The sequence below is a fragment of the Streptomyces sp. NPDC127129 genome, from assembly GCF_042671585.1.
GTDB lineage: Bacteria > Actinomycetota > Actinomycetes > Streptomycetales > Streptomycetaceae > Streptomyces.
Window position 1 is genome coordinate 693,415 of record NZ_JBHXTV010000001.1, and the last position, 21,802, is coordinate 715,216.

The 21,802-nt window shown below is 66.7% G+C and carries 12 protein-coding genes; 3 read left to right on the plus strand and 9 right to left on the minus strand.

Features of this window, described 5'->3' with window-relative positions; all coding sequences use genetic code 11:
* Window positions 1-55: 55 nt before the first annotated feature.
* The 6 genes from ACFVGW_RS03040 to ACFVGW_RS03065 form a co-directional block, all read right to left on the minus strand.
* Window positions 56-2,188 carry a DEAD/DEAH box helicase gene (locus ACFVGW_RS03040; protein WP_385850485.1) on the minus strand — a complete coding sequence of 711 codons (2,133 nt, stop codon included), beginning with the start codon at window positions 2,186-2,188 and terminating at the stop codon, window positions 56-58.
* A complete protein-coding gene (gene brxD / locus ACFVGW_RS03045) occupies window positions 2,185-3,516 on the minus strand; it encodes a BREX system ATP-binding protein BrxD (RefSeq protein ID WP_385850486.1) in 1,332 nt (443 codons plus the stop codon). The genes ACFVGW_RS03040 and brxD overlap by 4 nt, the downstream gene beginning before the upstream one ends.
* Window positions 3,513-6,257 (minus strand): BREX-2 system phosphatase PglZ, encoded by a 2,745-nt coding sequence (pglZ, locus tag ACFVGW_RS03050; RefSeq protein ID WP_385850487.1) that lies wholly within the window; start codon window positions 6,255-6,257, stop codon window positions 3,513-3,515. The genes brxD and pglZ overlap by 4 nt, the downstream gene beginning before the upstream one ends.
* On the minus strand, window positions 6,257-10,117 hold the full coding sequence (locus ACFVGW_RS03055; protein ID WP_385850488.1) for a PglY protein: 3,861 nt from the start codon (window positions 10,115-10,117) through the stop codon (window positions 6,257-6,259). Before ACFVGW_RS03055 ends, pglZ begins: the two co-directional genes overlap by 1 nt.
* Window positions 10,118-10,242: 125 nt before the next feature.
* Window positions 10,243-10,740, minus strand: a complete 498-nt coding sequence (locus ACFVGW_RS03060) for a hypothetical protein (protein WP_385850489.1) — start codon at window positions 10,738-10,740, stop codon at window positions 10,243-10,245.
* Between the two features lie 257 nt (window positions 10,741-10,997).
* Complete coding sequence (locus ACFVGW_RS03065; protein WP_385850490.1) at window positions 10,998-12,398, minus strand: PIN-like domain-containing protein; 1,401 nt, start codon at window positions 12,396-12,398, stop codon at window positions 10,998-11,000.
* 424 nt (window positions 12,399-12,822) lie between these two features.
* Here ACFVGW_RS03065 and ACFVGW_RS03070 point away from each other — a divergent pair, with 424 nt between their 5' ends.
* Entirely contained in the window at window positions 12,823-14,208 is a 1,386-nt protein-coding gene (locus ACFVGW_RS03070; protein WP_385850491.1) for a hypothetical protein, read from the plus strand.
* Window positions 14,209-14,287: 79 nt separating this feature from the next.
* On the opposite strand, the gene ACFVGW_RS03075 is transcribed toward ACFVGW_RS03070, so the two are convergent.
* Window positions 14,288-16,216, minus strand: a complete 1,929-nt coding sequence (locus tag ACFVGW_RS03075; RefSeq protein WP_385850492.1) for an AAA family ATPase — start codon at window positions 16,214-16,216, stop codon at window positions 14,288-14,290.
* Between the two features lie 97 nt (window positions 16,217-16,313).
* A complete protein-coding gene (locus ACFVGW_RS03080; RefSeq protein WP_385850493.1) occupies window positions 16,314-16,793 on the minus strand; it encodes an ATP-binding protein in 480 nt (159 codons plus the stop codon).
* A 122-nt stretch (window positions 16,794-16,915) separates the two neighbouring features.
* Between ACFVGW_RS03080 and ACFVGW_RS03085 the strand changes: the two genes are divergently transcribed.
* Both ACFVGW_RS03085 and ACFVGW_RS03090 read left to right on the plus strand, forming a co-directional pair.
* Entirely contained in the window at window positions 16,916-17,773 is an 858-nt protein-coding gene (locus ACFVGW_RS03085; protein WP_385850494.1) for a helix-turn-helix domain-containing protein, read from the plus strand.
* A complete protein-coding gene (locus tag ACFVGW_RS03090; RefSeq protein ID WP_385850495.1) occupies window positions 17,770-17,976 on the plus strand; it encodes a DUF397 domain-containing protein in 207 nt (68 codons plus the stop codon). Before ACFVGW_RS03085 ends, ACFVGW_RS03090 begins: the two co-directional genes overlap by 4 nt.
* 81 nt (window positions 17,977-18,057) lie before the next feature.
* Here ACFVGW_RS03090 and pglX read toward each other — a convergent pair whose 3' ends face one another.
* Window positions 18,058-21,738, minus strand: a complete 3,681-nt coding sequence (pglX, locus tag ACFVGW_RS03095) for a BREX-2 system adenine-specific DNA-methyltransferase PglX (RefSeq protein WP_385850496.1) — start codon at window positions 21,736-21,738, stop codon at window positions 18,058-18,060.
* Window positions 21,739-21,802: the final 64 nt, after the last annotated feature.

Below are 21,802 nucleotides of genomic sequence, written 5' to 3' on the forward strand. Positions count from 1 at the left end.
AACCACCGGTCACTCAGAGTGGTGAATGGTTCCGAACAACAGGACGCTGACCGACTCAGTTGCCTACGTCTGCCACGAATCTCGCCGGTTCGTCCAATACCGTCTGTGCGCCTGCCAGGTCGGAGAAGCGGATCGCGAGGGTCGATTCGGCGAGGCGAGCCGGAAGTGCCTCGCCAAACTTCAACCCCTTCACCGCGCGAGCGTCCACCTCGGGAAGGCACAACTGCCCCGACGCCTCCGCGAGAGCCTGCTTCCAGGTCTGCGGGTCGACGTCTTCCCTGAGACGGACCCAGCAGTCGTTGATGCGCTGCGCCGGCGCGGCCACCCCGCCGAGCGAGGCCGCGAGCGTGGCATTGGCCCGGTGCCCCGCCCAGGTCCACCACCGTGTGTAGCCACCACTGCCGCGCACGATCAGCGTGCCGCCAGGATGCACCGCCTCGATGAAGTGGTCTCTCGCGTCGGCGAGGGATGCCGTCGCTCGTTTGGTGAGGCTCACCGGAGGATCGACTCCGAGAAGCACCTCACGGACCGCTCGAGTCAACTCGAACGACGTCGCCCGGGCGAATCCGAGTCCACTCCACTTCGCCTTTCCGCCCCCGTCCGTCGGCTCCACGTAACACCGCTTGCGGCGCCAGTCGATGTACGTGACCACCCAGCTACGGCCCGCCAGGAGGAGTTTCCGCGGTCCCTCGACTTCCTCCGTCAACAGATCCGGGTCGGTGCGACCGATCTCCATGCGGCCCTGGAGAACAGTGAATTGGGGTGGTGCTGTGAAGACTGCCGTCAGGCCCATGAAGTGCCGATGTCCGAAGCGGCGCTCGGCCTCCGGTCCGATGAACAGCATGTCGCCGTCACGATCGAGATAGCCCTCGTTCACAAGGTGCCTCAGAATCGGCTCGGCGGGCTGTCCGAAGGGGCCAAGCCCGTTCCACCAATCCCGCCACAACCGATCGCCGACCTGATGTTCCTGCAGGCAGAGTGCAAGGAGCTGCTGGGCGACGATGTGGCGTGGTTCGGGCGGGGCGATGACTGGTTCGACCCAGCCCCGTGACCACAGCAACAGCATTCCTGCCGCTGACAGCAGTCCGTCTTCCGTCAGAGCCAGGAAGAGGCAGTTGCGCGTCGTGTCTGCCCTCCTCCCCGTTCTGCCAAGCCGCTGCAGGAAGGAAGCAACGGTCGCCGGAGCATCGATTTGGATGACCCGGTCGAGATCGCCGACGTCGATGCCCAGCTCCAGCGTGCTGGTGGAGACGATCACGCAGTCCCGGGCCTCCGCGAACGCCTGCTCAGCGCGCCGCCGTTCATCGACCGACAGCGAGGCATGAGAGAGGAAGGTAGTGACTCCTCGAAGGCGCAGTTTCTCCCCGAGCTCCTCCACAAGACGCCGTGATTCGCAGAAGACGAGGCGCTTCTCTCCATGGTGCAACGAAGAGATCACTCGGGCCGCGTTGTCTACGGAACCGACGTAGTCGAGCTGGATGTCGCCGGGGGGCGTCTGTGTCACTACGCTCGCGTCGCTCGGATCAGCAAGGTGAGGTGCGACCACTCGAGCCGGCCTCTTACCGGCCCCGGATCCTTGAAGCCAGTGGAGAAGTTCCACCGGATTGCCCACGGTGGCTGACAGTCCGACACGCTGGATCGGCCGTCCCACGGACTTCTGCAACCGCTCGAGTAGTGCAAGCAGGTGCCATCCCCGGTCGTCTCCGGCGAAGGCGTGCACTTCGTCGACCACGATGGTCCGTAGCCCGGAGAAGAACGCCTTGTGGTCGACGTTCACGCTGACCAGCATGGCTTCCAACGACTCAGGAGTCGTCAGCAGGACATCGGGCCGGTTGTTCAAGATGCGCTTGCGGTTGCCCGCGGTCACGTCGCCGTGCCACAGAGCGGCGGTACGCCCGAGCCACGACGTGTACGTCTCCAGTCGTGGCAACAGATTGTTGAGCAATGCCTTCAACGGACAGACGTAGAGGACCGAGGTGCTCTGCCATCGCTCCGCGGTCATCCGTGAGAGCAGGGGGAAGGAAGCGGCCTCAGTCTTTCCACCCGCCGTGGGCGCCAGCAGAATCGCGTCCTCGCCGGCCATCAGCGGCTCGATCGCCTCCTCCTGCAGCGGACGGAGACCTCGCCAGCCGAGGGAGTTGACGATGTGGTGTGTCAGAACCGGATCCAGGTCGTCGAGCGCGCTCACGGTAGGTCCAGCTCGATGTCGTCGGCATCGACCTGCGCGGCGTTCCTCTCGACGTCATTGAGCTCAGCGCTGGACACGGTGAGCGCGTAATGCAGACGCGGGTCGAATTCGTCGAACTCATCGACACGGTCGAGTACATCGGCAACAAGTTTGCGCAGGAAAAGCCGCGGGGCGACTCCCACCTTCCCGCCAAGGCCACCGGTGACCGCCGCGGCAAGCTCCGTAAGGTACGCGTCGTCGACGCGTGCTTCGATCCGCTCGGGGTTCCGTGCCGCCCCCGCATAGAGGTCGCGGACATTGCGTCCGAGCTCTCCCAGACTCGGCAGGTCGAAGCCTGCAAGGCGTAGCTGCACCGCACGCGGCGAGTCGAAACGCGGGTCGGTGGTGAAGTCGGTGGCGAGGCGTTGAGCCAGCGGGGCAAGCCGCTGGACGCCCTGCTGACCGTCGTAGAACGCGGGCGTGCCCGTGATCACCAGGAACAAGCCGGGAAAGCGCCCGGCGTCGATCTCGTCCAGAAGCTGCCGCAGGGCGTTGAGCCCCTTCTCGCGCACATCGCCTCGCACCCGCTGCAAGGTCTCGATCTCGTCGAGAACCACGAGGAGTCCGGGGTGTCCGCAGTCGCGCAGCACGGTGAGCAGCCCCTGCAGGAAGCCCATGGCGCCGAAATGGTCCAGGTCTCCACGGACCCCCGCAGCTCTGCGGGCCGAGGCCGCGACCGACTTCTGGCCACCCAGCCAGGCGATGAGCGCCTCGGCCGTCGCGCTGTCGCCCACAGCACGCGCCTCGCGATAGCCGCGCAGGGCCGCCGCGAACGCGGGGGTCGTCCGGGCGACTTCGGCAAGTCGCTGTTCCATCAGTTCGTCGACGGCCGCGGCAAGTGCCTTCTCGTCGTCGTCCGCCACTTCACCGGCGTCGAGGATCTCCTCCTCGAGGGTGTAGAACCACGAATCGACCACCGCCTTGAGCGCGCTGGGCTGATGGGTGGCTGTGGTGAGCCGTTCCGTGAGACGCCGATAGACCGTCTCCAAGCGGTGAAGCGGTGTTTCGGTCTCGGAGATCTGCACTTCCGTGGTGGCCAGCCCCGCGCGCTTGGCCCGCTCGGCGAGCCAGCGGGCGAAGAACGTCTTACCGGAACCGTACTCACCACGGATGGCGTGAAATGCGGACCCACCGCGCGCCACTGTCGCGACGTCATCATCCAGGGCCGCGGCGAAGCGGTCGAGACCGACCGCGAACAGATCGAGCCCCGCTTGCGGCACGGTGCCGCGCCTCAACGCATCCACCACTTCACGGCGGCGGGCCGCGCTGACCTCCGTCACACCGGTCACGGACGCTCCGTTCCGAATTGCTCATGCAGAAGCGGGACGTTCAGTTCCACGGTCCGTCCCGCGTCCACCAGATTGATCACGCCATAGCCTTCGACGTTGAGAAGGCGCTGCACCACGGTGACGAAGATTTCGGGGTTCCGTTGCGACCTACCGGTGGCAGCGGTCGCGGCGGCGGCCACCGCGTCCGGGGTCAGCTTTCCACCGGCGGCGGCAAGCGCATCGATCACAGCAGCCACCGCCTTGGCGTCCGGGGCTCTGCGCACGAACGCCTTCTGTGCCGTGTACCGCTGTGTCCGCACGACCTTGTCGCCGAGCGTCGGTGTCTCCGGTGCCACGTCGTCCGCTGCGAAGAGTCCCTCGCCGGCCTGCGCCTCCTTGGGCTTCCGGCCCCGGCGGCTCACCGAAGCCTCCGGCTCCGCAGCTGCTGCGGTCTCGGTGCGAGGTTCCCACCAGGACGGCACGCTCTGTTCGGGTGGCAAAAGGACCCATCCCGACGGCAGCAGCTCCTGTGACGGCACCAAGGCAATCACCGGCACGGTCACCTCGGCGATCGATGCCCCGCCGTGGTACCCCGCCTTGCGCGGTGTGTACCTGAGGTCCTCACGCCATGGCGCCACGATGGAGCCGTCGCCTGCCAGGACGCGCGGTCCGCTGAGCTCTACTTCGCCCTCCTCGGCTGTGCCCGTGCGCCAGCGGGCGCTCTGCACGCCCGCTGCCTTCACCGGCCCGCGGCCCTTGGGCGAACGGTCTATGACGTGGCCGTGGTCGGAGACGAGCAACACGGGGCGGCCGTAGCCGCGGGCCGCGTTGAGCAGGTCCAGCAAGTGGCTGATGTCCTTGAGCCGCCAGGTGGTGCGTTCGCCCTCCTGCCCGTGGTCCAGCGCATCGTCGATGGTGTTCAGTACGACGCCCACCACTCCGTCGCCGGCGAGCGCATCGAGCAGCTCCGGGGCAAGACGGTGCCCTTCGACCCCACCGATCTGGCCCTTGTGGAAGAGCGTCCCCGTACGCCGGTGCCGTTGCCACAGAGCTGCGAACCCCTTGCTCTCCGCCGGCTGCTTGCCGCTCGTCGCCGTCCCCGACAGCAGTGAAGCCCGGCTGATGGTGGTGACCGACGGCAGCATGGACACGGCCGCCTGACGCCGTGCGCCTTCCGCCCCTTGCGGGGCGGGGACGATCTCCGTCCAGACACGACGGTCGATCTCGTCCCCGAGCTGCGTCGCTATGGCCGCACTCATGCCGTCCAGTACGAGCACGAGCGGAGCCGCTGCCGTCCTGCCCGTTCCGGCAAGCGGTACGGCGAGCGTGGTGAGCACGTCCTCGATGAGAAGAGCGCCCGCCGTCGCCTGTTTCGAGGCAGTCAGGGCCCAACCGGCCAGTCGGGCAGCGAACTGTTCGTCGATCGCCGCCCGCCGGGCACGGGCCTTGCCGATGAGCAGGTGGTACGCCTGGCCCACGACGGATTCCCCGAGCGGATCACCCTCCGCCAGGACAGCAAGCGCACGGTCGACCCATGCCCATTGTGCGAAATGTTCACTGACCCCCTGTCCTACCGATGCCACGACAGGAGCCGGCCCGTCGAGCCATCGCAGGACGCGCACCGCCATGCGTGCGGCATTGCAGCTGGCCGGGTGCAGACGGGCCAGCTGATGGGCCAGGACCTGGTTCAGCGCTGCCCCTGCCTCTTCGGAAGAGGTCTCCAGAGCGGCGGCCAGATCTCTCAAGCGCGCCTTGAGCCCTGAGGGCAGCAGGGGATCGACTCGCAGAGCCTGCCCGAGTCCGGCTTCGGCTGCGAGTTGGTCGGCTCGGTCGAGTACCGCGTAGACACGCTGCCGTGCCTCGGCGCCCGAAGCGCTGTTGGCCTCGGCCTCGCCGATCCATCGTGCGAGCGTGCCGATCACTGAGGAGGTGAAAGGCGGTAGGTCGTCCACCGAACGCAAGGTCGAACCGAACAGGCCTCCGAGTGCGAAGCTCGTTCCGGCCGGAGCATCCGGCGCGCTCAGTACGGAGCCGAGGACGCCGAGGGCCAGGGCGTCCTGCCCCCTGCCGTCCGCGATGAGCGCAAGGAGCGTGGGTGCGGCCGACCCGATCACGCCGCTGAGCCAGTCGGTCAGTCCGTCGCGCTCCGATGCGGCCAGCTCTCGGAAGCGCGCGGGCCCCGCAGTGGTCCGGGACCAGGCCAGCAGCGCATTGGTGTCCAGATCGAGCGCGTGCCCCCCTGCTGCACGACCCAGCCCCAGACGTTCACCGACAAGTGCCTTTACGGCGGCATCCCGTGTGAGGACGGATCCGTCACGCGGCCAACCGTCGGCAGGCTCGGCCTCGATCAGGGCGTCGAGCAACCAAGTCTCGCGGATCACACGAGGGTCGAGGTCGGCGGCTCCGAAGAGCTGCTTGACGATCTCGGCCCGGTCGACCGTGAGACTGCGGCGTCCGACGGCATGGGCACGCAGGTCCCAGCCCAGAGCAGTGGCCGGCACATCGCTCGTGACCACAAGCAGCCTGTCGGGCTCGGGCTCGGCCAGGAATCGCTGCCACGCGTCGACGATTCCCAGAACGGAATCCTGGTCGGTGACCCGCACCAGGCGCTGCCGACCGTCGATCCGGGCCGTGAAGTCGGTAGGGGCCGCGCTGTCATATCGGGCGTGGACCAGCAGGAGGCGGCGGTCCTTGGCCCGCCGCAGCTCCGTCTCGAGGAGTGCTTCGACGATTCTGCGGTCGATGAGCGGCCGCACCGCCATCAGGACTGCGCCTCGGCGCCTGCGGACCCGCTTTCCTCCGGCGGCACGACCTGCCAGGTGATCTCGACTGCCATCCCGGGGTTGGCGGCGGAGTAGGCGAGGATCTCGTCCCAGAGGTTGTCCATCGCCTTGCTCAGGGCGTTCTCCATGTGGCTCGGCTGCAGACGTACGGTTCGGGAGCCCGCCACACCCCCCGTGCCCACGGAGGCGCCGGGCCCCGGCGTCGAGCGTGTGGACGATACGGGCGGTGTGCCGTGCTGGGTGAGGCGGACATCGTCCGGGGTCGGCTCGACAGGGGGCAGCGGTACTACCGGTTCCGCCACCTGGGCCAGCCGAGCGGCGTCCTTGACCAGTGCGACGGCCTTGCTGCGGATGGAGTCCAGGACCGGGACCAGAGAGCGTTCGAATTCACTCGCGGCGGCGGCCTCGGCGATCTCCCCGATCAACCGCTCGGCCCGCTCGCCGACGTTGTCCCGCCGCCCGGCGAAGCCACGGACGCTGTCGAGAAGCTGCCAGTCGGCGTCGTCGAGCGCCTTGAGCACCTCGGGGGCGGATGTGATGGCCGTGGCCAGCACCGCGTCCGATGTGGCATACGAGGCACCGGCCAGTTCCCTGACCGTCGCGGTCGCTTCGTGATGACGCCCCAGGCGAGCGAGCAGATCCGCAGCGTCCTTCACAGACGACGTCCGTGCGCTGGTGTCCGACTCGAGCCCCAGGGCTTCCGCATGCCGGTTCAGAGACGTCCGGACCCCGTTGACCGCCTGCTCGTACTGGTTGATCTTTTCCCGTACGCCGGTGTGGAGCTTGTTCACGTTCCGCGCGAAGAGGGTGGGCTGGACCGCCACTCCGAAGATCTTGGCAGCCCTTTCTCTGGCGGTCGCGTACTCCTCATCCGTGGGCAGCTGCTGTGCGCGCAGGCCATGGCCCGCCCCAATGTCGTTCAGGTCGGGCGCCTGGGGCAGGGGGCTGCCTCCGTGGAAGATCCAGGCACGGTCGTCGAGCAGTGCGTACGTGGCGATGATCAGACTGCTGACGTTCTTGTCGAGGCCGGTCCAGCCGTGATCCGTGGCGATCCACTCGCGGATCTCCTCGACGGACAGATCCTCAGCGCCGGGCCGGTGCTGATGGGCGGCCTGGTTGATCCGTGCACGCCAGTCGTTGCGGAGGACCAGCGGTCCGTCGTGGACCTGACCGAGTTCGAGCGGCTCGACGATCTTCTTGACGGTCTTGAGGTGGTGGCTGTCGACCTCGATGCGGCGGCCGCCGTCGTCCATGGCCCGGGTGATCCAGGTCAGCGCGGTCTTCAACTCGGCGGGGGTGACGGGCTTGCGGTCGCCGGCCCGGTCGAAGTCGGGGTGCTTGGGGTAGAGGGCGCCGAACACTCCGTCGGCCAGGTGCTGCAGGTTGTCCATGAAGGACTTGCCACCCTGCAGCTGGGGCCGGCTGTACTCGGGCAGCAGGGAGAGGATGTGCTTCCCCTCGCTGACTTCCGCGGACACGCTGTTTTCGTCGACCTTGGCGATGCCGTACAGCTGCGCGAGCGTGGCGGTCAGCTGCGAGGTCAGGGTGTCGCGCTGGGCTGCCAGCTGATGACGGACGCGGACACGGTCGTCGGAGGCGAGGTGCCCGGCGTAGTCGTCGAGGCGGTCGCGCTCAAGGAGGTAGTTGATCTTGATGAGGCGGCCCAGCTGGGCGTTCTTCTGCTCGGAGAAGAACGACGGCAGCCAGACAAGGGTCGGCGCCAGGAGCCCTTCGGAGCGCAGCAACTCGACCCGCTGCGCGTCGTCGTTGGGGAAGTGCTGACCGTCATCGAAGGGGTAGTCGAGGATGAACCGCACCCGACCGTCCACGCCGGGGCGGAACTGCTCGGAAGGCAGCTGCGCGGTGTCGCGCACGTTCTCGAATACGAACTCGGCGGTGCGTCGGCTGCCCTTCCAGACGATGTCGTGCTCGCAGACGAAGGCGCCGGTGTCCTTGAGCCCGAGCGCCTTCCAGAGCTGGTCCTTGACCCAGATGCGGCGGGCTCCCGTGCGGTCTTCGTCGGCCACCATGTCGAGCAGTGGCTCGATGTCCAGATCGGACAGGTGGAGGGTGAACACGGGGTCCTGGTCGCCGTCGGCCCGGATCTCGCCGAACTCGGCCTGCAGTTCCCGCAGTCGCGTCACGACCAGCGAGCCCGGAGCAACGGTACGGGAGCGGATGGAGCCGTGGTTCAGGGCGGCGATCCGACCGCCGGTGAGCCGCTTGAGGGCGGGTACGTCAGGGGCGAGCGCGGCAAGCAGCAGAGTCTTGACGAACCGGTCGTCGGCGATGAACTTCTCGTTCTCCTCCGATCCGTACTTCTCCAGCAGGTGGGCCCGCACCTTGGTGTGGAAGGTGTGCGCAGCCTCCGCCTCGTTCTTGAGGCGGTCGGTGAACGCCTCTCCGGTGCCGTCGGAGAGCACGTCCCACAGGTCGCCGAGGGGGATCAGTTCCCCCAGCTTGAAGTCGGCGCGCCGGCGCCGCAGCATCTCCTGCAGCAGCTTGAGACCCGTCCGTTCCCGCTGGAGCGCGCCGGACAGTGCCACGAGGACGTTGAGGAGCGCGGGCGAGAGGGGGTAGACGGCCCGGAAGTCCGCCCAGTCGGCATGGGTGGCGCCGTGCGCGTCGAGCAGGACGTCCTTGACCTGCGAGCTGGTGGACTCGATGGCTCCGAAGGCCCCGTCCAGAGCCGCCCGGGCCTGCTCGTCCTTGGGCTTGAGGATGCGCTCCTTGATGATCTCCGGAAGGTTGCGGTCCTCGAGGCTCACGACGTCGAAGCGACCCGCCAGATACTCGACCTGCTGCTCCAGGTTCTTCACGTCGGCACCGACGACGTCCGCGCCGACGAGCTGCGAAAGGTCGCGCTGGCGGGAGATGAAGGACACGATGGGAACAGGGCGGGCGCTGTCGCCGGACTCGATCAGCTTGACCAGCTTGCTGACCTCGGAGTTCACCTTCTCCCGGTTCGACATGTGCGCCTGGAGCCACAGGATCAGCTCGTCGAGGAAGAGGACGAGACCGTCGTATCCGAGGGACTTCGCGTGCCTGCTGATGACGGCGAGACCGTTCTCCAGCGGCAGGAACGCCTGGGCGTCGCCTCGGGCGCCCTCCGCGTAGGAGGACATCGGCCCGGTCAGCAGCGCCGACACCAGCCGGTCGCGTCGGGCGTCGCCCGCGGGCGCGGCAAAGGCCGCATCCAGATCACCGGGGGTCCAGGCCGCACCCGAGCCGTCGATCACATCGAGATCGTCGAGGTCACCGTCCGAGCTCCCGGAATCCGTACCGGCGGAAGGAAGCAGCGCCACGAAAGCGTCGTGGCCGATGCTGTTCCGGAGCTTCGCCGCGTCGGCGAGCATCGAGTCGGCACGGTAGACGGCGGGGGTGGGGGCGCCCGGGTGCAGACGCCGCACTTCGGCGACGTACCCGCCGAGCAGAGCCGAGTCCAGGTCGGTGGAGCCGACGAGGTGGTACGGCACCATCAGGAATCGCTTGCCCCGAAGCCACTCGTCGTGTTCGGCGATGACTTCCTGGAGCCGGGGCTTGGAGCGTGCCGACGGCTCGTTGTTGAGGACGGCGTGGAGCACGGTCAGGAAGTGGCTCTTACCCGAACCGAAGGATCCGTGGAGGTAGGCGGCGTGGGAGTTCCCTCCCCGGACGGAAGCGCGGACGATTCCGAGTGCCTTGCCGAAGGCAAGCTTCAGCTGGTCGGTGACCACGTATTCCGCGACCCTGGCGGCGGTCTCGGTGAAGCCTCCGGTGAGCTCCACCTTGAAATCGCCGGCGTGGACGTCTTCCTTGATGTCGATGACATCCCGCAGGAAGAGCTCATTCGTGGACATCGGTGGCTCTCGTTCCCTCACTCGGCGGTTCACATGGTCCGCGCAGCGCGCTCGTCCCCCTATCTTGCCAGCTCGCAGGGGCTCTCAGCGGGGGCATGGGAACTTCCGTGACAGCCAGTCGATCATCACCGACCCTTGGCCGTGTGCAGAGGAAGAGGCTCCACCGGCGACCAGGTGAAGGTGCGGTCCTCCTCGAGGTGCGCCTCCCCCCAGTGAATGGAGTGGATGCCCTCACCGCAGCTGGCAGTGAAGAAGACCGAGACCAGTTTGGTGCTGCGTCCGAGCTCCTCGAATGCCTCGTGGATCTTGTCGTACTCCGGGGTGGTCGAAACCTCTTCCAGGGGAAACAGCCCTTCCCTCGGCTCGGGGCCGTGCGCTGTCAGCAGCCGCTTTCGTTGGGCGGAAACGTCGGCACGCAGGCGGGCACGATCGAGAGGTATTGGCCGGTCGGAATACTTGAAGGGGAAGAGGGCCCATCCGTTGAGAACGGCGAAGTCGTAGCCACGCAGCTCACGGACCGATCCCCCGAGGGCACGGGCTTCGTCCGCCAGCTCTTCCAATACGGCCTCGGCCAGGACGTGTCCGTACGGCCCGCGCTTCTTGAGATCGGCCTGGTCGTGCACGGTCCTGGCCCGCTGATGAGCGCGCGCCAACCGTTTCGGAATCCCTGCGACAAGCCCACTCGCCTGGTTTCCGAAGCACTCCCGCGCCCAGCGCGACGGCGCCGCGGCGACTCCGCTGGTCTCTGTGCCCCCACTCACGGCTACCCCCTGCCCTCGATCCGCTCTCCCTTGTGTGACAGGGAGATGAGAGGAGGGCAAGGGTGCGATTTCAGCCTCTGGGCAGGACCCGCGGCACCGGTGACACGGACCTGTTATTCCTACCGCTCGGTCTCTGAAGGCTTCGGACTATCGCCGGGGTCGCCATCGCCCTTGGGGGGCTGCGACGACCGCCCCGGCTCCACGAACGTTTCCAGAAGTATCGGCACGGCCTCGTCCGGGATCCGGAACCCGGTGGCCCACGAGGGCTCCGTGGGCGAACCGTAGATGGTGTGGAGCAGGAAGGACTCCTCGCCCGTCAGCAGACCCTGGTCCTCCAGCTCCCGCGCCACGGTGCTGATGGGCCGGGTGAAACCCTTGAGCCGCCGATCGTCGGGATATCCCGCCAGGTCGTACACGGTGGCCCTGTCCACGAAGCCGCCGTTCGCCGCAGCGGCGATGATCACCTTGGCGTGCGCCGGGTAGCGCACCCGCAGGTGCTCGACGAAGGTTCCGAGGGACTGTCGGGTCCAGCCGGTCTCGGCCGTCGTGTCTTCGCGGTCCGCCTCACGGAGCTGCTCCAGGTCGTCGACAGAGTCCTTGTCGACATCGAGTCCGTCGAGCAGCTCCTCTGCCCACTTGAGGAGGTCGGCGGGGGTCAGCATGTAGAGCTGTACACCGGCGTGCTCACGCAGCTCCACCACCAGCTCGGCTCGAGGACGGGCGGAGATGTCGCCGTCCTTCGGGTGCCACCAGTCCTTCTTGACGTCACCGGTGACGAGCAGAACGTCGCCTTCGCGGTTCTGCGCCTCCTTGAGGAGCTGCACCCAGAGGAGATAGTCGCCGGCCGCGCGCTCCGGCGGCTTCGTCTTGAAGTCCTCGTACCCGGGCGGGATCTCCTCGTCCGCTCGCTTCTGCGCCGCCTGGACCGCCTTGTCGTACTCGTCGGTCGGCAGAGGCTCCCCGATACGGCCTTGCAGGAGCGGCTCCAGGTCGGCCAGTACGGGGTCGCTGTGCGTCTCGGCCGTGCCCAGGAGAGCATCCCGCTCGGCCTGCGCGTCGATGATCTCCCGCAGCCCGTCGATCGCCTCGGCGAGCGTCTTGAGCCCGTCGTCGATGCGTAGGGTGACGCCCTCGTCCTGCTTGAGTCGTACGTCCTTCATCCACCGGTCGACGGCGTCGTGCGCCGACCTGCGCGCCTTGTCGAGGGCGAGGGAGGTCTCCTTTGCCCGGGTGCTGTGATGATGGCGGATCGACCTGAGTTCGCGATTGCGCCAGAACTCGGTGAGCACCTGATGCGGGACCCAGAGCCGGTCGCGGAGCTTGGAGAGAACGGCGAAGGTGTCCTGCCGGGTGCGGGCGTTGGAACGGTAGAGGTTGAGCAGCACGTTGGTGTCGAGGACGATCATCCCGGACTGGAAGACCCGCTCGTAGTCGCTCTTGAGCGGGGTGCGATGGGCCCCGTCGCAGTCGAAGATCCCGCGGCCGGTGGTCTGACCTTCCGGGTTGTCCTTGTACCCCATACTGCTACGCGCTTCCCCTCGTTGGCCCGGTACATGCCACGGGCATGCGAGCCATGATTCCGGGATGGACCGTGGTGCGGGAGTGGTGTCTCGGCCAAATCCGGCCTGGGGCGAAGTCTGGTCACGGAGGTGCGGAATGTCAGGTATGCGGCGGATTTCTCGGCGCATGGCAGGGAGGGCGATTCCGGCTCAGCGGGGTGGTGATGGCCTGCGCGGGCACGAGGAGGGCGCGACTCCGGCGTTGCCTTCCTTGCCTGTCGAGCCGTTCAACCGACGGGTTGAGTTACTTGTCGCAGTGGTCGACAGTCCGGAGGAGGCAGGGCTGTCGACGCAACTGTTGGAGGGCCGAGGGTGGTCGGTACGGCCTTGGACCCCTGGCGACGGAGAAGGGGATGCTCTGGGGAGTGGGCGACGTGGACTGTTGGTGGAAGTGCGCCTGCACGGGGCACGGTTCGGAGCCGTTCAGGCGGCGGTCTCGGAGATCGAGGGGCTGGCACGACGGCATCAGGCCGGGATGTGGGTGGTGGATGCGGCGCTGATCGAACACGAGCTGTCCGTCGATCACCGAACGGTGCTGCATGCGTACCGCAGGCGTAGGGAGGCTTCCTCTACGCCTTCCGAGCAGCCGAGCATCGTGAGCCGCCTCCTGGACCGGATTTCCGTACTGGGTTGGGGCACGACCGTACGACTCGTCAAGCAGCACGGACGGCCGTCCGTCGAGACAGTTGCCGCACGTTTGGAGCGCGGAGCTCTCACCGGCCGCCCGTACTACGCCGAAACTCATGGGTTGAGGGTTCCCACGGGCATGGAAGGCCGGGACCCCGCGGACCCGCCGCCGACCTCCCCGATTCCGGTCTGGCGTGTGGTCCTCCCCTTGCTGGCCTACCTCACGGCGGGGGTCGCTTGCGGATTCGCCATCGTTCTCGTGAACGGGTTGTACGTCATCCTGCCGCTCCTCATCGCCTGTGCGCTTGCGTGGCCGGTGGGACGTGAACTCACCCGCAGACACGAGCAACCGCCTCTTGCGGTCCAACTGGTCTGGGGCGCCATGGCTGCGTGGCCGCTGGCCGCGTCCGGCCTCCTCCTCGCCGTCGTATCACCCGGTCCTCCCGCCGAGCTCGCACGCGTGACCCTGTACGCCGTCTTCGGAACCTTCGCAGCCATTCTGATTCTCTACGGCCTCGCCTACGCGTTCGTGCACTCGTGGTTCAGTCGCAACGCCCACTGGGCGGTGCCGGCGCTCATCCCCGCCCTGGCGCTCAGCCTGCCCTGGTTTGGAGGGCTGATGCACACGATGTACCTCAGGTACGGGTTCGGCATCCCGTCGGAAGCCGTCCAGGTCTCGGTGTACTGGTCGTACGCCGCCTCGCTGAAGCCCGTCGCCATCGCCTTGGGTCTCGCCCTGGTCGTCCTCTCCTTCGCCGGGTGGATGCGTCGTTACCACCAATGGGTCAATGCCCAGGGGATAGTGCGGGTCGGTGTTCCGCTCATGAGCCTCTTCGTCATCGGCATGACGCTGGCCGCGGGTCTCCTCGGAGCGCAGGCTGCCGCAAATCGTGCACGGGCTGCCACGACTTCGGGCCACGACCCGGCCCCGTACTACGGCGTGCAGGGCACCCTTGTCTGTGTAAGACCACTGAACAAGGACATCGCCGTCTTCAACGGACCGCTTGCTTCCACCCGCCCGTTGCTGACGTTCGGCCCGTCCGGCGATCGTCTCTGGCTCTGGGACCCCCGGCGAGGAAAGCCCCTCTCCGTACGCTTGGAGGACGTGGTCGTGACGGAGAAAGCGTCGCGAGCGTGCAGTTGAGGTCACTCTGCGGCCGCCCGGTCCGGTGGAGCACGCGGTGTGCGCCCTCCACCAGTCCCGACACCGGGTGAGCCTGATGTCAGCGAACCATCCCCCTGACGTTCTCCACCATTGCCTGGAGAACGTACGGCGGGTCCGCCGCGGCCGTACGGGCCGCCTCACGGTACGTGGCCGCGTTCTTATCCGAGACGCCCTCGCCCGCGGCGATCAGCTGCTGCTGCCGCTCGCCCCAGGAGGGCCAGCTCTCACCGAGATACGTCTCCAGGTTGTCCGCGAACACCGTGTACGTGACGGCAGAACCCGTCGCCGGCCACGGCAACCTGGACTCCCCCAAGTAGCCAAGCAGATCGGCATTGCTCCCCGAGATCTTTCGCGCCTGCTGCTCGAAGGCGGCCTCCTTCTCCGCCCGCTTCTCTTCGTCGAGGTTCCGCACGGACTCGCGCTTGCGCTCCTCCATTCCGGCGTCACCGTCGAAGACCACGTGGCAGGGCACGCCCATCGCCGACAGGATCGCGTGACTGAGCAGGAGGTTGTCCCTGCCGGTCACGTCGACGTAGGTGATTCCCTCGGCGCCGAGGTTGATCCCGTTCCGCTCCGCACACCCGTCGAGCACCGCGCCGTCGGTCGTCCCCTCACCGAGGACCGCCGCGTGGGCGAAGAAGGCCTCGGCAAGTGAGCCCGCCATCGCGACTCCGGTACGCCGCCGGACGGCCTCCTCCTTCACCAGCCCCTCCAGCGACCGGCACAGCTCGTCCTCCGTCACCTGCCTCACCCGGGTGACCGGGTGCTCGGCTCCGGCGTCCCGAGTGAGCCGGCGGACCTGGTGATAGCCGGCAGGGTCAATGAAGACCGGACTGTGCGTCGCGTACATCACCTGTGTACGCCCATCGGCGGACGAGGTCACCAGCTCGCGCAGCACCTTCGCGAACGTCCGCGCCTGCGGCGGATGCTGGAACAGCTCCGGCTCCTCGACCGCCAGGCACAGCGTCCGGGTCCCGCCCTCCGGCCGCCTGCGGTCGGCAAGGTACTTCAGCGCAGCGATGATCAGCGCCCGCTGGAAGCCGTGCCCCTGGCGGTACACGGACGTCTCGGCGGCCCCGTCCTTGATACTCACCTGGAACGCCGTCTTGGCCGGCCTCGGCGCCCGTACGGTCGGGGTCACTATGACCTGACGGCCGGTGGTGAGCTTCGCGACCTCGGCGGAGAGCGCGTCGGAGATGTCCTTCAGAGCGGGGCCGTAGATGTTGTCGTGGACCGCCTGGCGGGCGAGCTGAGCGTTCTCCTCGATCTCACCGAGCTGGGCGTCGGCCTCGGTGCGGTCGACGGCGTGGTCGAGGATGCGGGCGATGGCGGAGGCCTTCTGGTCGTCGGCCTCCTCGTAGGCGCGCAGGTCGGCGGAGACGAAGACGAAGTCGATCAGCTGGGCGAGCTTGCTCTGCCCGGCGAACCCGAAGAAGTGGGTGTCCTCGACCTCCGCCTCGGTGAGCTGGTCCCGGTGCGTCCGCTCCCAGGCGAGCATGGCCTCGTTCACCGCCTTCTCACTGCCTGCGGGAGGCAGCCCGAGACTCGGGGTGCTCTCCCGAAGCTCGTTGTACGCCCTGCGCTTCGCCATCGCGCCGCCGGTCACGCTCCGGATCTCGTCGAAGGGCGCGTACGCGAGGGCCTTCCCGGTGATCTTGTCCTCACCGTTGTCCCAGGTACGCCAGATGCTGACGGTGGTGGCGTCGTCGGGGGCGTACCGGCCGAGGGCCTCGCGGTCGAAGTCGGTCAGTCCGTCGAACTCGACCTCGACGGAGATGCGCTCGCCGCCGGCACCGGCCACCGCCGAGTGAATGTCGTCGGTGGTGAGGGCCACCGACTTTTCGCCGTTGAAGAACCAATCGAGTGCGCGGAGCACGGTGGACTTGCCGACGCCGGTCGGGCCGATGAACGAGGTGATCTCGTCGAAGACTATGTCCACCTTGTGCAGGCAGCAGAAGTTCTCGATGCGTACGCGCTTGATCTTCACGGTCGTCCTGAAACGTGGTGCGGGCGGGCCCGTTGGGGCCCGCTGGGACGGATCAAGGCTAGCGAGACAGATACTGTTGTTTCAGATCTTTTCACTTTTATGAGGATGCGGTGAGTGGTGTTGCCAGGAGGTCGAGTTCTGCCCAGACCGTCTTCCCGGGAGCGCCTACCGGGGGGAACCAGCCGAGGCGGTCGGCCAGGTGGCGGACGAGGTAAAGGCCCCGGCCTGATTCCTCGATCGGCGGTGGTGCGTGCGTGAGGTCGGTGTTGAGCCGCCTCTCCGTACGGGTGTCGGTGACCTCGATGCGGAGGGTTGTGGCGACGAGGAGCAGGCGGAGACGGAAGTCCCGGCCGGGGACGTGGCCGTGGCGGACGGCGTTGGCGGTGAGTTCGGCGGCGATGAGGGTGAGGGTCTCGTTGGGGCTGGAGGTGTAGGGGTGACCCCAGTCGTCGAGCCGATGGGAGACGAGCCGGCGGGCGAGACGGGCTCCGCGTGGGGTGGAGGTGAACTGCATCGTGAACTCGTGGGTGGTGGTCGGATGTTGTTCCACCACGGGAGGAGTAATTGCCTGGTTCATGCGGAGAACGGTTGCGGAGCGTGCGTACCGTTGACCAGGAGTGACGCGCTGACGGTACGGGCTGTACGCGTTGGTGGCGCGCGGTGTACGTGGTGTGGGGCGTGGCGCGGGAGGTGTCGGGCGTGGTGGAGCAGCAGGGGTCTGAGGACGACCAGGAGTACAGGGGTGAGGGCGGCGATGAGTCCGGCTCGGGGATCCTGCACCTCTTCGGTCAGCAGTTGAAGCTGTGCCGCGTTCGGGCGGGGATGGAACGGGCGGAGGTGGGGGCGCGGACGGGGTACTCGGCCTCGACAATCGCGTCGTTCGAGCAGGGAAGACGGATTCCGCCGCCGAAGTTCATCGACATGGCGGACGAGGTGCTCGATGCGGGCGGGGTGCTGAAGGCCAGCAAGAGGGAGGTGGCCAAGGCGCAGTACCCGGCGTTCTTTCGGGATGCGGCGCGGTTGGAGGGCGAGGCCGTCGAACTGTGTGCGTACGACACCCACGTCATGAAGGGGCTCCTGCAGACTGAGGAGTACACCCGCGCGCTTCTGCGCATGCGTCGACCGCTCTTGGACGAGGCGACGATCGAGCAGCGAGTTGCTGCACGGCAGGCTCGGCAGGAGATCTTCAACAGATGGCCGGCCCCTTTGCTCAGCTTCGTCATGGAGGAGTACGTCCTGAGGCGCTGCCTTGGCGGCAAGGCCGTGCGGCGTGGTCAGCTCGATCAGCTCCTCCTCATCGGCGAGAAGCGAAACGTCGAGATCCAGATCATGCCGCAGGATCTCGAGGACAACGCAGGTGTGGACGGACCATTCACCGTGCTTACCCGTCGGGGCAGTGACCAGGTCGGCTACATGGAGGTGCAGGGAAAGAGCACGCTGCTCACCGATCGAGACGGGGTCCGTGCACTCGCGGCCCGCTATGGGATTATCCGAGCGCAGGCTCTCACCCCTCGTGAGTCGCTGGCCTTCATCGAGAAGTTGCTTGGAGAGGTATGAACGTCGAAGTGACCACTGATTCCGCTGCCACGCTCACTTGGTTCAAGAGCAGCTACAGCGGCGCCGAAGGCGGCGACTGCGTAGAGGTCGCAACGAGCCCCGGCACGGTCCACATCCGAGACTCGAAGGACAAGGCGGGGCCTGTTCTGTCCCTGGCGCCTGAAGGATGGGCGGCCTTCGTGGGGTTCGCCGCGCAGAGCTGAGCCTGACCACGATGGCGCCCCGCCGACGGACCGTTCCGTCGGCGGGGCGCAATCGTGTGTACGCGGCTTTACGCGCGGCCCTCAGTCGGCCACCTTCGCCCGACCGCGAGTCTTCTTCTCCGGGCGCCAGGCCGTAAGGTCCTCCGCCGAGAGTCCATGCTTGGCACGCTGCTCGTCCAGGTACGCCTGGTACTCCTCGGAGGGCGTGCCGCCCCACTCCTCGTCGTGTTCACCGTGCCACTGGTGGACCCAGGGCATCAGTTCCTGGATGCCTGCGATGAGCGGAGCGAGCCGCGGGGTGTCCCAACCAGCCTGCTCGGTACGGTCATTGACCACGTTGACGAGCGCCTGGACCTGATCCTTGTCGTCCCAGCCGGCCCAGCCGAGCAGGATGGTGGGGTCGGAATCGGGCGACGCGTCTGGGTACGAAATGAACCGCTCCTTGGGCACGTCCAGCTTGCCACGCTGAGACCAGTAGGAGTGCTTGAGGAAGTCAGCGCCGCTGTACTTGGGCGGCACCGGGATGTCGAGACGTTCCCCCGACTTGTCCTCCTCGCGCTGTAGGTCCCAAACCTGCTCCCACTGAGCGCGCTTCCGGAGACCCGAGTCCTTGTAGCGCAAAGCGGCAAGGTAGGGAACGTGCTCGTTCGCGATGACATCAGCAAGCACGGACGCGAGAGTAGCGTCGCGCTTGCCCATATGATCGGTGGCATACAGCGAGGCGACCGCCTGCACGTCGGCATCCTGCCGGAGGGCGTCGGCAAGCTGGGAAACTGTAAGCGTCCGGGGAACGGGGAAGCCATCCCGGAGGGCGAACCAGAGCTTCTCGTCCTCACATCGATCGAGCAGCCAGGCGCAGAGGGCTTCCTTCTCCTTCTTCTCCCAGGGCTCAGAGGTCCAGCGGCGCTTGCACTCGGGACGCTCAATAAGAGCGATGTCCTTGCGAGATTCAATGATGTCGATCCGAGCTTGAACGACAGCCTTGTACTCATCGGGCCACCGCGCAGGAATCTCGGTGACAGGGGCGGATCCGTGCCTCTCGAACCAGGCTGTAGCGACCTCGCCTGAGGCTACCTTTCGGGCGAGTACGATCTCGAATGCCCGCTCACCGAGAGCGACTTCAGGAACTTCCATGACACCCGAAAGGGTCGCATTTTCCACCTCGCCGGGAGTAAGTAGCTTGTACGAGCCGTAGACGATCCAGTCAAGCTCCTCTTGGAGCGCGATCATTCGTGACCGGACACTCTCGTGTTCCGCGAAGGCGTCATCCAAGCAAGCACGAGCAGGCAGAGAGGAGGCCGCGATCACGGAAGGTTCATGCGTCGCCAACTCCTGCGCATGCGTATCCATGATTCTCCCAAAACCGACGGGAAGCTCGGCCGGAATGGGGAATTCCTGAAGTTTGGTTCCCGTGAACTCGTAGTGCGAGATCCACGCCTCAGGGGCCCAGCGATTTCCTCCACCGCTCGAATTGTCAGCTCCACCCTTCGCCTGGCTCACTTGCTTGAGCCAGAAACAGGCTGTCGATGAGTTAAGCACCCCTAGCAGCTCCAAGTACTGCTCCTCCGTTGCCCCCTTGAGCAGCTTGATCACGGGTGCAGACTGCTTGAAGACTTTCCCGCCCCGGTCCAACACAAAGTGATTATGCGTCGCCACAAATGCGAACGTGATCGAGAGAGGCTCCCTCAGCTTACTGGGATACAGTTCCTGCCATTCATGCCACGCCATTCCCCGATCGAGCATGGGGACGCCAAAGCGTCGCCGATGCGAGATAGCCGTCCTATACGCACCCAGAAAGCGAGCCGTCATGCCCACCTGCTCAAGAGGAAGGGTCTCTAGCTCATCGTCGTAGACCCAAACAGAGTCATAAAGAGGCTCGAGATCGTAGTCTCGGACAATGTCACCCGTGACCATTAGACGCGTTGATCCAACACCAAGTCGCCGCGCGGCGCCATTCCGAGGCAGCAGGAACAAGTCATCCTCGCCCGTGACCGAGGTAATGCCCATGGATTCCGCACGACCAGCCAGCTTCTCAACCCTTGCGGCCTCCAAAGCCTCAAGAACTAGGCTGGCCCCACCACCACTCAACGACCATGGGTGCGCGGCATACTTGTCCCGCTGCGCGTCTTCAACTGACACCCACTCCGATTCACTACCGGGCTTCTCCACCTGGTCAACGATCGACACCCACACCGGACCAAGCGCACCGACCTTCGGGATGCTCGACTCACCCTTTACTCCAAGTACAGCCCGAAGTGGCTCCGTCTGCCGTGCGATTCGGTTTCGCCCTGCCAGAATCACTGTGGGCGTCCCATGCCCTGGGATGTAGGCACCTGACGTGTCGATCACGTGCGTCAAGTCCACCTTAGGGAAGAACTCTTCAATAAGCTTCTTCCCGAACTCCCGCTTCATGAAGGAGTTCGCCGTGATCTGCCCGGTGAACCCACCATCCCGCCTGCCACCCCCCGCCCGCACCGCCAGCTCAAAGATCCGCTGCGCGAACGGCACCGACAGCGCATACTTGCCCGAGCATGCGTCGTACGCCTTCCGGTAGTTCTCGTTCTCCTGCTTGTCCTTCACCGTGATGTACGGCGGATTCGCCACCACCACGTGATACGTCCCCCGCCCCAGCAGATCCACCCGCTCCGCGTAGTCCCGCACATCCTCCGTCCGGTACGCAAACATCCCCTCGCCATCGCCCCCGAACAGCGTGTCCAGCGTCTCCGTCACCGACTCCGCGCCCCGCCCATGCAGCAGCGAGTCCCCCACCGCGACATTGATCGGGAACGCCGGCGCCGCACTCAGCCGCCGCTCCCCGCACGCCTTCAGGGCGGCGACCAACAACCGGAACCGCGCAATCGCCACCGCGAACGGGTTCTTGTCGCACCCATGCACCGACTCCAGCGAGCGCCGCACCAACTCCCAGTCGTCCGTGCCCGGCTCTGCCGCCCGCCACTTCTCCAACAACCGCCCGAACATCCCCAGCAGGAAGTGGCCCGACCCACACGCCGGGTCGATGCAGCGCAGACCCCGAGCGATCGGGTCAGTCCCCTGCCAGCCCTTCGGCTTGTGCTTCCACACCGGATCGAGGCCGAACTCCTGGATCGCCGGCTCCAGCGTCAGGTCGAGGATGAACTCCTCCACGAACTCCGGCGTCTGTAGAAGCGCGTATGTCTTCCGGGCATGCTCGCTCAGGTCCTGGTACAGGTCACCCAGGAAGCGGGTGTCCAGCTCCTCGTCCACAAACAAGTGGACGATCTCGCCGTCCGCACCCCGCTCCCGCCAGAAGCCCAGCAGCCGCGTCGCCGCCTCGTACGACGGGCTCAGCTCCCACAGCGGGTTGTGGCCCCGGTCGAAGAGCCCCGTCACCGCCTCGTGCGAGCCGGCCAGCGCCTCGAAGCCGGCAACCAGCCAGTCCCGGTCGTTCAGCTCCGGCCGCTCCCGGAAGAACGCCGCCTGCCGGTCCTCCGCGTCTGCAAGCCGCTCCCCCGGGCCCGCGATGTACGGATCCGTGATCAGCTCGTTGTCCTCGCAGAAGCGGACAAACACCGTCGCGAGGACCCACGCCGCCGCCGCTTGCGTGACGCGTTCGTCGCGCCACGCTCCGTACGTGGCCGCCGTACGCTGGGCCTCGCGCGCCGCCGCGTACTCACGCTCAAGCGCCACACGGAACTCGTCCTCCGAGTCCGTCCGCGCCCTGAGGTCGTCCTCCAGCGCGGTGACCTGCTTGCGCAGGTCCTTCAGCAGTGCGGCCTTGTCCACGAGGCGGCGCCTTTCTCTCCGTAACACACAACCCGTCCCAAACCTACGGTCCGTCCATCCTGCC